The 12,068-nt window shown below is 62.5% G+C and carries 9 protein-coding genes and 1 tRNA gene; 9 read left to right on the top strand and 1 reads right to left on the bottom strand.

What is annotated here, in order from left to right:
* Positions 1–102: 102 nt before the first annotated feature.
* The 6 genes from J8I26_RS11725 to dnaG all read left to right on the top strand — a co-directional run bounded on the left by J8I26_RS11725 (position 103) and on the right by dnaG (position 7,009).
* Positions 103–1,311 (top strand): cation:proton antiporter, encoded by a 1,209-nt coding sequence (locus tag J8I26_RS11725; RefSeq protein ID WP_209607283.1) that lies wholly within the window; start codon positions 103–105, stop codon positions 1,309–1,311.
* Positions 1,308–2,537: a YbdK family carboxylate-amine ligase gene (locus tag J8I26_RS11720; RefSeq protein WP_245200270.1), complete on the top strand. Its 1,230-nt coding sequence runs from the start codon at positions 1,308–1,310 to the stop codon at positions 2,535–2,537. Before J8I26_RS11725 ends, J8I26_RS11720 begins: the two co-directional genes overlap by 4 nt.
* A gap of 211 nt (positions 2,538–2,748) precedes the next feature.
* The gene (locus tag J8I26_RS11715; protein WP_209607282.1) at positions 2,749–3,954 is read left to right on the top strand and encodes an NAD(P)/FAD-dependent oxidoreductase; all 1,206 of its coding nucleotides are present in this window, start codon (positions 2,749–2,751) and stop codon (positions 3,952–3,954) included.
* A gap of 200 nt (positions 3,955–4,154) precedes the next feature.
* A complete protein-coding gene (rpsU, locus tag J8I26_RS11710; RefSeq protein WP_006462949.1) occupies positions 4,155–4,367 on the top strand; it encodes a 30S ribosomal protein S21 in 213 nt (70 codons plus the stop codon).
* Between the two features lie 352 nt (positions 4,368–4,719).
* Positions 4,720–5,166 carry a GatB/YqeY domain-containing protein gene (locus tag J8I26_RS11705; RefSeq protein WP_209607281.1) on the top strand — a complete coding sequence of 149 codons (447 nt, stop codon included), beginning with the start codon at positions 4,720–4,722 and terminating at the stop codon, positions 5,164–5,166.
* A gap of 40 nt (positions 5,167–5,206) precedes the next feature.
* Positions 5,207–7,009 carry a DNA primase gene (dnaG, locus tag J8I26_RS11700; protein ID WP_209607280.1) on the top strand — a complete coding sequence of 601 codons (1,803 nt, stop codon included), beginning with the start codon at positions 5,207–5,209 and terminating at the stop codon, positions 7,007–7,009.
* 421 nt (positions 7,010–7,430) lie between these two features.
* Here dnaG and J8I26_RS22865 read toward each other — a convergent pair whose 3' ends face one another.
* Positions 7,431–7,703, bottom strand: coding sequence for a hypothetical protein (locus J8I26_RS22865; RefSeq protein ID WP_348635312.1), 273 nt, complete (start codon positions 7,701–7,703; stop codon positions 7,431–7,433).
* Positions 7,704–7,815: 112 nt separating this feature from the next.
* Here J8I26_RS22865 and rpoD point away from each other — a divergent pair, with 112 nt between their 5' ends.
* From rpoD to J8I26_RS11685, 3 genes are all read left to right on the top strand, one after another.
* The gene (gene rpoD / locus J8I26_RS11695) at positions 7,816–10,038 is read left to right on the top strand and encodes an RNA polymerase sigma factor RpoD (protein ID WP_348635311.1); all 2,223 of its coding nucleotides are present in this window, start codon (positions 7,816–7,818) and stop codon (positions 10,036–10,038) included.
* 55 nt (positions 10,039–10,093) lie between these two features.
* Positions 10,094–10,172 (top strand) — tRNA-Ile (locus tag J8I26_RS11690).
* 346 nt (positions 10,173–10,518) lie between these two features.
* The gene (locus J8I26_RS11685; RefSeq protein WP_209607278.1) at positions 10,519–12,024 is read left to right on the top strand and encodes a DASS family sodium-coupled anion symporter; all 1,506 of its coding nucleotides are present in this window, start codon (positions 10,519–10,521) and stop codon (positions 12,022–12,024) included.
* Positions 12,025–12,068 lie beyond the last annotated feature (44 nt).

Below are 12,068 nucleotides of genomic sequence, written 5' to 3'. Positions count from 1 at the left end.
GCGCGCCGCTCTTGCACGACATTGTTTGCGCAATGTTGCGTGTATTGAGCGTGTTGTATGCCGCGCGGTCTCAATAATCCGAACCTTTGTTCAGGAGGAGTTATGGAGTGGGCTCTTCCGTCTTTCACCCTCGCACAGACGCTGCAATGGAATGCCTTGCTGGTATTCGGCGGTCTGCTGCTGTTCGGGCTGATCGCGGGCTATATCGTTTCCAAATCGCCGTGGGTGCCGCGCATCACGGGCTATCTGCTGGTCGGCTTCCTGCTGGGCGCCGGCGGGCTCAACCTGCTGTCGGGTGAAGTCTTAAAGGTCACCAACGTCTTCGCCGATATCGCCGTCGCGCTGGTGGTCTACCAGCTCGGTCGCTACGTCGACATCGGCTGGCTGCGCCGCGAGAAGTGGCTGCTGATCACGGTGGGCACGTCGGCGGTGTTGTGCTTCGTGTTCGTCAGCGTGGCGCTGTCCTGGTTCGGTTCCGATAACGTCATGGCGCTGCTGGGCGGCGTGATGGCGATCGCCACCGCGCCGGCGGTGGTGCTGGTGGTGCTGCGCGACCTCAAGGCCGAGGGCCAGGTCACGCGCCGCCTGGCGGCGATGACCGCGCTCAATAATTTTGTCGCCGTGCTGGCCGCCTATGCGCTCTTGCCGGTGATTGCGCACGAGGCCGGCACGCCGGTGTCCACGCTGATCCAGCACACGCTGTACTCGCTGTTCGGTTCGGCCATCCTGGCCTACCTCACCTACTGGCTGATGATGCCGCTGGCGCGCCTGTTGGGACGCGAGGGAAGCTGGCAGTTCGTGCTGGTGATTTCGGTGATTGCGCTGGCCATCGGCGTGGCGCATGCGCTGCATCTTCCGGTGATGCTGACCATGCTGATCTTCGCCATCCTGTCGAAGAACCTGGATCGTCAGTTCGACCTGATGGAGCTGGAGTTCGGCGTGGCCAACGAGTTGTTCATCGTGATGCTGTTCGTCACCGTGGGTGCATCGATGCGCCTGTCCGACCTGACCGTGCTCGGCTTCTCGGTGCTGGTGCTGGTGGCGGCGCGCTTCCTGGCGATGGCCTGCGGCGTGTTCCTGTTCGCGCGTTTCGCACGCATGAACTGGCGCCAGGCTGGCCTGCTGACATTGGGAACCCTGCCCATGACCGAGGTCGGGGTGGGGCTGATGCAAACGGTGTCGTCGCTGTACCCGCACACCACGGCCAACGTGCTGCCGCTGCTGGCGGGCGCCATGGTGGTGCTGGAATTCATGGGGCCGGTGGCGACGCAGTTTGCCCTCATTAAATCCGGAGAGAGTGGACGCGAATGAATACCGAGACACTGATCCAAGCGCCTCACGCCGAGGCCGTACATCGAGAACACGTGGCCGGTCCGCAGACCAGCGCGGGCATCCTGCCGTTCAGTTCGTCCACGCCCTTCACCATGGGCATCGAGCTGGAGCTGCAACTGGTCAACCGTCGCAACTACAATCTGGCCAGCGACGCGGTCGACCTGCTGAACTGGATCGAGCCGCGCGATCTGCAAAAGCAAATCAAGCTGGAAATGACGCAGGGCATGATCGAGCTCAACTCCAGCGTGCACACCCGCGTAGACGACCTGATCGAGGAGCTAAAGGGCCTGCGCGCCGCGCTCAACAACGGCGCGCGCTACCTCAACATCGACGTCTCCGGCGGCGGCGCACATCCGTTCCAGCATTGGAACGAGCAGCGCATCACGCCCAGCGAGCGCTTCCACTATCTGCACGAGAAGTACGGTTACCTGGCCAAGACCTTCACCGTGTTCGGCCAGCACATCCACATCGGCGTGCCCAACGGCGACGATGCGCTGTACCTGACCCACGCCTTCTCCCGCTACGTGCCGCACTTCATCGCGCTGTCGGCGGCCTCGCCGTTCTATCAGGGGGCCGACACCAAGTTCGACTCGTCGCGCAGCAACGTGGTGCGCGCCTTCCCGTTGTCGGGGACGGCGCCGGTGCACACCAAGTGGGCCGAGTTCGAGACCTATTACGACGAACTGATCCAGATGGGCATCGTCGCCAGCATGAAGGACTTCTACTGGGACATCCGTCCCAAGCCCGAATACGGCACAGTCGAGATCCGCGTGTGCGACACACCGCTGACCATCGAGCACGCGGCGCACCTGGGCGCTTATGCGCAACTGCTGGCGCGCTGGGTGCTGACCGAGCGGCCCTTCGTGGTCGGGGACGATTTTTACCTGCTATACCAGTACAACCGTTTCGAGGCCAGCCGGTTCGGCCTGAACGGCATGTTGGCGCTGCATGGCGCGACGCCGTCGGCGTCGCGCAAGCTGCCGATCTTCGAACACCTGCTGCAGCAATTGCAGGTGCTGGAGCCCTATGTGCAGAACGAGGCCGAGCAGCAGACCGTGCAGCGCCTGCGCCGCATCGCGCACGACCGCCTGTCCGACGCCGGCTGGCTGCGCCAGATGTTCGCCCAGCGCGGTTCGCTCAACGACATGATGCGACTGTCTTCCGAGCTGTGGATGGGAGAGGCGCCGCCGCCGTATTTTCAGTGAAGCGTTTTCGGTAGCCGCGACATCCCGGCGATGGCAGAGCGCGGGGATGGCAAGGCGAAAGAGGGCAGGGGGCCGGTATCGGGAGATGCCGGCCCCTTGTCTTTTCTGCGTCTGCGGCGTGGCCCGCTCTTGTCTTCGGGAGGCCGGATCGCGGACAATCACGGTTTTCAAGCGACCTCGGGCTGCATCCGAGATGCATGTCGGAGGAACCATGGGTAGTGCGCAACAACAATTTGACGTGGCCGCGATCGGCGCCGGAGCCGCCGGCATGATGTGCGCGGCGGTGGCCGGGCAGCGCGGCAAGCGCGTGGTGCTGATCGACCACGCCGGCAAGCTGGCCGAGAAGATCCGCATCTCCGGCGGCGGCCGCTGCAACTTCACCAACATCGGCGCCGGCCCCCAGAACTACCTCTCGCAGAATCCGCATTTCTGCCGCAGCGCCTTGTCGCGCTACACGCCGCAGGACTTCCTGGCGCTGGTCAAGCGCTATCGCATCGGCTTTCATGAAAAGCACAAGGGCCAGCTGTTCTGCGACGACTCGGCCGAAGACATCATCGCCATGCTCAAGGCCGAGTGCGATGCCGGCAACGTGGCCTGGCGCATGCCGTGCGCGGTCGAGGGCATCGGCAAGGACGGCGAGCTGTTTCGCATCGACACCGCCGCCGGCGAGATCCTGGCTTCGAGCGTGGTGATCGCCACGGGCGGCTTGTCGATTCCCAAGATCGGCGCCACCGATTTCGCCTACCGGATCGCGCGGCAATTCGATATCAAGCTGGTCGAGACGCGTCCCGGCTTGGTGCCGTTGACGTTCGACGGCCGCCACTGGGAGCCGTTTGCCGAAATGTCCGGCCTGGCCCTGCAGGTGGAGGTCGAGACCGGGCAGAAGAAGGAACGGGGTTATTTCCTGGAGGATCTGTTGTTTACCCACCGCGGCCTGTCCGGCCCGGCCATCCTGCAGATTTCCAGCTATTGGAAGCTGAGCACGCCGCTCACCTTAAACTTGTTGCCCGAGCTGGATGTGGCCGAGGCGCTGATCGCCGGCAAGGGCACGCTGAAGAAGAACCTCGGCAACCTGCTGGCGCAGTGGCTGCCCGGCCGCCTGGCCGAGGGTTGGCTGAAGGTCAACGGTTTCGCGGCCGACGCCCGCATCGCCGACATGCCCGACAAGTCCTTGCGCAAGCTGGGCGATTCGCTCAATCGCTGGGTCATCCTGCCGAGCGGATCGGAGGGCTATCGCAAGGCCGAAGTGACGCTGGGCGGGGTCGATACGCGCGAGCTGTCGCAGCAGAGCATGATGGTCAACAAGGTGCCGGGCCTGCATTTCGTGGGCGAGGCGGTGGATGTCTCCGGCTGGCTGGGCGGCTACAATTTCCAGTGGGCGTGGGCGTCGGGCGTGGCGGCAGGGTTGTCCGTTTGACAACGAAGGCGCACGCAGACAGGCCTGTTTTCGCTCAAGTTCATGGAGTCCCTGAGCTGGGCCTCGCTAAGCTTTTGATTTTTATCCGGTTTTTTGCCTTCCGGTGGAAAAAATGCCACGTTTGGCCTTCCAATCGGGGCTTCTGTCTGATAGAATCGCTTTCTTTGCTAATCCAGCCTAACCTTTTTGGTTTGAATTAAATGACCACTATTCGTGTTAAAGAAAACGAGCCGTTCGAAGTCGCAATGCGCCGCTTCAAGCGCACCATTGAAAAGACTGGTCTGCTGACCGAACTGCGCGCACGCGAGTTTTACGAAAAGCCGACCGCTGAGCGCAAGCGCAAGCTGGCTGCTGCCGTGAAGCGTCATTACAAGCGCATCCGCAGCCAACAGCTGCCGAAGAAGCTGTACTAAGAATTTCTCGCCGCGCGCTCGTGCGGCTGATGTGTAAACCCGCTCCGGTGTTGGTCCGCAGCGGGTTTTCGCATTTTTCGCCGAAAGCGTTTCTTCCTGGCGCCCGTAGCCCGCGGTCTGGTTTTTCCGGATTGCGGCCGCATATCGGTGATGGGAGGCGACGTCCGTGCCGACGACGGATACTGGCGATAAGCCCGTCTATGTTCTACGATCCTAGGGATCGGAGCAGAGGGACGCATCGGGCAGTAGTCCAGGCCGCACGAGGTCGCCATCCTTCCGTCCCTGCCTCGCCAGCCATGCGGCTGCGGCAAGGACAAGCACAACAATATCCACCTCATCTTCGGAGCACCTAATGGGTTTGAAAGAGCAAATCACGGAAGACATGAAAGCCGCCATGCGCGCCAAGGAAATGGGCAAGCTGGGCACCATCCGTCTGCTGACGGCCGCGATGAAGCAAAAAGAGGTCGATGAGCGCGTGGAACTGACCGACGCCCACGTGCTGGCCATCATCGACAAGATGGTCAAGCAGCGCAAGGACTCGATCTCGCAGTTCGAATCCGGTGGTCGCCAGGATCTGGCCGACATCGAGAAGGCCGAGCTGGTCGTGCTGGAAGCCTACATGCCCGCCGCGCTCTCCGACGACGAGATCAAGGCCGAGGTGCAGGCCGCAGTGGCTGCCACCGGCGCCGCCGGCCCGCAGGACATGGGCAAGGTGATGGCTATCCTGAAGCCCAAGCTGGCCGGTCGTGCCGACATGACGGCGGTGTCGGCGCTGGTCAAGGGCGCGCTGGCGTCCTGATCGTCGCCGTTCCTTTTGCGCGCCTGAGCGCCTAGCCAAGGTGATCCCACAGTCGTTCATCCAGGATCTGCTCAACCGCGTCGACATCGTCGACGTGGTGGGCCGGTTCGTGCAACTGAAAAAGGGCGGCGCCAACTTCATGGGGCTGTGCCCCTTCCACAACGAGAAGTCGCCCAGCTTCACCGTCAGCCCGACCAAGCAGTTCTATCACTGCTTCGGCTGCGGCGCGCACGGCACTGCGATCAGTTTCCTGATCGAGTATTCCGGCATGGGCTTCGTGGAAGCGGTGAAGGACCTTGCGCAGGGCGTGGGTATGGTGGTGCCCGAGCGTGAAGACAATATTCCGCTGGCGCAGCGCCAGCAACAGCAGGCCAAAAGCATGGCGCTGTCCGACGTGATGTCGCGCGCCAATGACTTCTACCGCGCGCAGCTGCGCAGCGCCCAGCCGGCCATCGGCTATCTCAAGGGGCGCGGCCTGACCGGCGAGATCGCCGCGCGTTTCGGGCTGGGTTATTCGCCCGACGAGTGGGATAGCCTGCGCCAGGTGTTCCCCGAGTACGAAAACGAAGCGCTGGTCGAATCCGGCTTGGTGATCGACAAGAGCGAAGACGACAACGGCGCCGGCGGCCGTCGCAAGCGCTACGACCGCTTCCGCGGCCGGGTGATGTTCCCCATCCGCAATACCAAGGGCCAGGTCATCGGTTTCGGCGGGCGCGTGATGGACGGCGGCGAGCCCAAGTACTTGAACTCGCCGGAAACGCCGTTATTTCAGAAGGGTAGCGAGCTGTACGGCCTGTTCGAGGCGCGGCAGGCGATCCGCGAAGCCGGCTACGCGCTGGTGACCGAAGGCTATATGGACGTGGTGGCGCTGGCGCAGCTGGGCTTTCCGCAGGCGGTAGCGACACTGGGCACAGCCTGCACGCCGATACACGTGCAGAAGCTGTTGCGCCAGACCGACCAGGTGATCTTCAGCTTCGACGGCGACAACGCCGGCCGCCGCGCTGCGCGGCGCGCGCTGGAAGCCTGCCTGCCGCATGCGTCCGACAACAAGATCATCAAGTTCCTGTTCCTGCCCAAGGAGCATGACCCCGACAGTTACGTGCGCGAGATGGGCGCGCCGGCCTTTGAAGAGCAGATTCGCGAAGCGCTGCCGCTGTCGCAGTTCCTGCTGCGCGAGATCATCGGCGAGAACGATATGCGCACCCCCGAGGGGCGTGCGCATGCGCAGTTCGCTGCCAAGCCGATGTTGCAGGCCTTGCCGGCCTCCGCGCTGCGGCTGCAGATCGTGCGCAGCGTGGCCCAGGCGACGCAGTCGACCCCGGCCGAGATTGAAGCGTTATTCGAGCTGGAAAAACCTGTGGCGCGCGTGAAGGCGCCGCCGCCGCGCGCCAAGCGCACCGCGCCGGCCGGGCTGGAGCGCCAGATCATGCGCCTGCTGGTGGCGCATCCGCAGTTGGCGGCCGACCTTGATGACGAGGCGCTGCAGGCGGTGGCAAGCATTGCGCCGGACCGCGCCGAGATGCTGGGGCATCTGGTCGGCGTGGCGCAGGGCATGGGCGAGCAGGCCAATTTTGCGGCGCTGGTCGAGCATCTGCGCGAGGCTGGTCCCGAGTTCGACTCGATGATCGCCGAGATCGCCTCCGAGACCGAGTCCGAGTTCGACGCCGTGCGCGCCGAGATGGCCGGCGCAATCTTGCAGAGCAAGATCCGCGCGATCGAGGAAGAGACGAAAGTGTTGATTGCTTCCGGGCTGAGGGCTGAAGAGGAGCGCAGCCGCTATCGCGAGATCACCCAGTTCAAGGAAGTACTGAAGAGCCAGATGAACGCGGTGCTCAAGAACTGATCGATAGGGGGCGCCTCCCTTGGCAAAACGCCGGATCCGTCGGCCGAAGGGGTAAAGCAGTGCAAATTGCCGTGATTTACACGTGCGATCGGCGTTGTTCACGGCTTGATCGGGAAGAAAAGAGCCCCATCTGTGCTATACTGTAAGGCTTTAGTTCCGCCGGGAAGCTCTTGCATTCCACGCCCTGGCGGCCCCTTGTATTGCGGCCCGGACCTGCGCCAATGTCCCGGGCCGGCGATGCCGGTATGCGGCGCAACCGCAGGCCGGAGGCGGAATGGCGAAACTGCCCGCTGTCCGCGATCGAAGGGCGTAGAGGCAAAAAGGAACGTTGCGCGTGCAGCCGGAGTCTACCGGGTAATCGGTACCGACGTTGCATCATTAGCATGACTTGATTGGCGCAATGAGTGAATTCTTAATTTTCTCAGTTGGCAGTTGATTCTATGGCAAATGCAATGAAGAAACCCGCGAAAACTCCAGCAGCGTCCGCAAAGAGCACCAGCAGCACGAAGACGGCAACGGCGGTAAAATCGACCGCCACAGCCAAACCACCCAAGGCGTCAGCCGCCAAACCTGACGCAGTCAAGGCGACTGCGACCACGGCCAAAGCCGTGAAAGCGGTAGACAGGACCGCGGCGGCCAAGACTGCAGCAGTAAAGACTGCATCAGCAGCGACGCCCCCCAAAGCGGTAGCCAAGGCGGCTCCCGCCAAGCCGGCCCGCGCCGCAGCGCCGAAGGCGACTGCAACGCCAGCCAACAAGTTACCTCAAGCCGCCGAAAAAGCGGTTTCTGTGAAATCGAAGACTTCCGTGACCACCAAGAAACCCGAAACCAAGACCGCCAAGACCACCAAAGCAGCAAAGGTCGAAGGCAAAGACGTCAGCTCGACCGCGTCGTCGAGCGTAAGCCAAACCACTGATGCCGCTGCACTGGCAGCCATCGACACGTCCGGCTATGTGCTGCCGACGGTCAAGGTGCCGGGCCGTCGTGGCCGCAAGCCCAAGGAGTTCCAGCCCGAGAGCGACGAAGTCGCCGCGCTGAACACCATGGAGCGCGCCGAACTGAAGGCGGTCGACAAGGCCAAGGCCAAGGACCGCAAGGCCAAGGAAAAGGCGCTGCTGAAGGACGCTTTCTCGTCCGACACCGAAGCCAGCGAAGAAGAGCTGGAGCGTCGTCGCCAGAAGCTCAAGACCCTGATCAAGCTGGGCAAGGAGCGCGGCTTCCTGACCTTCGCCGAAATCAACGACCACCTGCCGGAAAACATCGTCGATCCTGAAGCGATCGAAGGCATCATCGGCACCTTCAGCGACATGGGCATCTCGATCTACGAGCACGCTCCTGACGCCGAAACCCTGCTGCTGTCGGACAACGTGGCCAACGTGGCCAGCGACGACGATGCCGAAGCCGCGGCCGAAGCCGCGCTGTCGACCGTCGATTCCGACTTCGGCCGCACCACCGACCCGGTGCGCATGTACATGCGTGAAATGGGTTCGGTCGAACTGCTGACTCGCGAAGGCGAAATCGAAATCGCCAAGCGCATCGAAGACGGCCTGAAGGACATGATCCAGGCCATCTCAGCCTGCCCGACCACGATCGCCGAGATCCTGGCCGCGGCTGACCGCATCTCCAAGGACGAGATCAAGGTCGACGAAATTGTCGACGGCCTGGTCGACCCCAACGAATCCGAGCAGCAGGTTGAAGCGTCGTCCGATTCAGATGACTCCGACGAGGACGAAGAGGATGACGAGGAAGAGGAAGAAGAAGACGAAGGCGAGAGCAGCGGCTCCGGCGCCGCCGGCTTCTCGGCCGAGCAGCTGGAACAGTTGAAGCGCGACGCGCTGGGCAAGTTCGGCGTCATCGCCACCCAGTTCGAGAACATGCGCAAGGCGTTCGAGAAGGAAGGCTACAACTCCAAGCCTTACGTCAAGGCACAGGAAATCATCTCCAACGAACTGCTGGGCATCCGCTTCACCGCCAAGGTCGTCGAGAAGCTGTGCGACACCCTGCGCGCGCAGGTGGACGAAGTGCGCACCGTCGAACGCCAGATCCTGGACGTCGCGGTCAACAAGTGCAACATGCCGCGCACCCACTTCATCAAGGTGTTCCCGGGCAATGAAGTGAACCTGGACTGGGTCGACGGCGAAGTCGCCGCCAACCACGACTACAGCGCCGTGCTGAGCCGCAACGTGCCGGCCATCAAGGAACTGCAGCAAAAACTGATCGACCTGCAGGCGCGCGTCGTGCTGCCGCTGCAGGACCTGCGCGCCATCAACAAGAAGATGGGCGCCGGCGAGAAGAAGGCGCGCATGGCCAAGCGTGAAATGACCGAGGCCAACCTGCGTCTGGTGATCTCGATCGCCAAGAAGTACACCAACCGCGGCCTGCAGTTCCTGGACCTGATCCAGGAAGGCAATATCGGCCTGATGAAGGCGGTGGACAAGTTCGAATACCGTCGCGGCTACAAGTTCTCGACCTACGCGACCTGGTGGATCCGTCAGGCGATCACCCGCTCCATCGCCGACCAGGCGCGCACCATCCGTATTCCGGTGCACATGATCGAGACCATCAACAAGATGAACCGCATCTCGCGTCAGATCCTGCAGGAAACCGGCGCCGAGCCGGATCCGGCAACGCTGGCGATCAAGATGGAAATGCCGGAAGACAAGATCCGCAAGATCATGAAGATCGCCAAGGAGCCGATCTCCATGGAAACGCCGATCGGCGACGACGACGATTCGCATCTGGGCGACTTCATCGAGGACAACAACACGCTGGCCCCGGCCGACGCGGCGTTGCATGCGTCGATGCGCGGCGTGGTCAAGGACATCCTCGACTCGCTGACCCCGCGTGAGGCGAAGGTTCTGCGCATGCGCTTCGGTATCGAAATGTCGACCGACCACACGCTGGAAGAAGTCGGCAAGCAGTTCGACGTGACCCGCGAACGTATCCGCCAGATCGAGGCGAAGGCGCTGCGCAAGCTGCGTCACCCGTCGCGCTCGGACAAGCTGAAGAGTTTCCTGGAAGGTAATTGATCCAGAGGGTGTCAAGATCAGCCGGCGATGAGGTAAAATCGCCGGCTGATTTTTTGGCCCCCTAGCTCATGCTTGGTTAGAGCAGCGGACTCATAATCCGTTGGTGCCGTGTTCGACTCACGGGGGGGCCACCAGTACTGAAAAGGGATTCCGAGAAATCGGAATCCCTTTTTCATTAGGGGCTCTCGGCCGCATGTCGGAGAGGCCGGGTGGAGCAAGCTACGCGATTGCTTCTCCATGGAGAAAATCGGCAAGGGCCTGCGCCAAGAACGCAAGCCCTTTTTGCATCTGCGTCGCATGTAACAAATGGCCGGATAGTGCACCCGCGCCGCGCCGAAAAATTCGCCATAAGCTAGCGCAGATCAAATCATCCCCAGTCCGCGGTACGGCCGCGTGGCGAAGCTGACTATACTGGTCGCAGAGATGCTGCACGGCAATGCCGCAGCCTCTTCGCCATTCACTCGTCTTCGGGATGACGCCATGCTCGCAAAAATCAAAGCAACTTTCCTCTACTTCAACGACGCCGTTCCATTTCGCCTGGGGCCGGCGCTGATCACCACCGCCGTGCTGATCCTGCTGCTGCTGGCGCCTTGTCCACAAGGGCTCGATCCCAAGGCCTGGAGCCTGATGGCGATCTTTCTTACCACCATCGTGGCGATCATCCTGAAGGTGATGCCCATTGGCGTAATGGCGATGATGGCCATCGTCATCGTTTCGCTGTCGCAGGTCACGTCCAACTCTTCCAAGGGTGCCATCGCCGATGCGCTGGCCAGCTTTTCCAATCCCTTGATCTGGTTGATCGTGGTGGCGATCCTGATTTCGCGCGGACTGAAGAAGACCGGCCTGGGCAAGCGCGTGGGCCTGATGTTCATCGCGCTCTTGGGCAAGCGCACCATCGGCATCGGCTACGGCCTGGCCATCTGCGAACTGGTGCTGGCGCCGTTCACGCCCAGTAATACCGCGCGCGGCGGCGGCATCGTGCATCCCATCATGAAGTCGATTGCCAACGCGTTCGACTCCGATCCGGCCAAGGGCACGCAGGGCAAGGTGGGCAGCTACCTGGCGCTGGTCAACTACCACGCCAACCCGATCACCTCGGCCATGTTCCTGACCGCTACCGCGCCCAATCCGCTGGTGGTGAACTACGTCGCCAAGGCGACCGGCCATGCGCTGCAGCTGTCGTGGACCACCTGGGCGTTGTGCATGTTGCTGCCGGGCCTGGTGTGTTTGCTGATCATGCCGCTGGTGATCTACCTGCTGTCGCCGCCGGAGTTGAAGGCCACGCCCAATGCGGTCGACTACGCGCGCGGCGAACTGGCCAAGATGGGGCCGCTGGCCGCCAGCGAGAAGGTGATGCTGGGGACCTTCGCCTTGCTGCTGCTGCTGTGGGCCAACGTGCCGGCCATGCTGCTGGGCGCGGCCTTCACGCTGGACCCGACGGTGGTGGCCTTCGTCGGTCTGTTCGTGCTGATCATCACCGGCACCATCGATTGGGACGACGTGCTCTCGGAAAAGAGCGCATGGGATACGCTGGTCTGGTTCGGCGCGCTGGTGATGCTGGCCGAGCAGTTGAACAAGACCGGCGTGGTGGCCTGGTTCTCGGAGGGCATGAAGGGCGCCATCGTCGCCAGCGGCATGGGCTGGTTCTCGGTGGCGGCGGTGCTGCTGTTGGTGTTCGTGTTGTCGCACTACTTCTTTGCCAGCACCACCGCGCACATCAGCGCCATGCTGCTGGCCTTCCTGACGGTGGGCGCGCAGCTGCTGCCGCAGCAGTACGTGATGCCCTTCATGCTGATGATGACGGCCGGCTCGGCCATCATGATGACGCTGACCCATTACGCCACCGGCACCTCGCCCATCATTTTCGGCAGCGGTTATGTGTCCATGGGCAAGTGGTGGGGCGTGGGGTTGGTGATGGCGGTGATTGAGATCCTGATCTTCGCCACGGTCGGCAGCGTGTGGTGGAAGCTGCTGGGATTCTGGTGATCCGATGCGGATGAACTGATGACGAAAAAGGGAGGCGCAAGCCT

The sequence above is a fragment of the Herbaspirillum sp. LeCh32-8 genome, from assembly GCF_017814915.1.
Lineage (GTDB): Bacteria > Pseudomonadota > Gammaproteobacteria > Burkholderiales > Burkholderiaceae_D > Herbaspirillum.
This window is presented reverse-complemented; position numbering and strand designations above follow the sequence as displayed.

Bases quoted from the DNA above. Each gene is read 5' to 3' on its own strand.
- J8I26_RS11725 (WP_209607283.1), top strand. From the start codon at position 103: ATGGAGTGGGCTCTTCCGTCTTTCACCCTCGCACAGACGCTGCAATGG.
- J8I26_RS11720 (WP_245200270.1), top strand. From the start codon at position 1,308: ATGAATACCGAGACACTGATCCAAGCGCCTCACGCCGAGGCCGTACAT.
- J8I26_RS11715 (WP_209607282.1), top strand. From the start codon at position 2,749: ATGGGTAGTGCGCAACAACAATTTGACGTGGCCGCGATCGGCGCCGGA.
- rpsU (WP_006462949.1), top strand. From the start codon at position 4,155: ATGACCACTATTCGTGTTAAAGAAAACGAGCCGTTCGAAGTCGCAATG.
- J8I26_RS11705 (WP_209607281.1), top strand. From the start codon at position 4,720: ATGGGTTTGAAAGAGCAAATCACGGAAGACATGAAAGCCGCCATGCGC.
- J8I26_RS11685 (WP_209607278.1), top strand. From the start codon at position 10,519: ATGCTCGCAAAAATCAAAGCAACTTTCCTCTACTTCAACGACGCCGTT.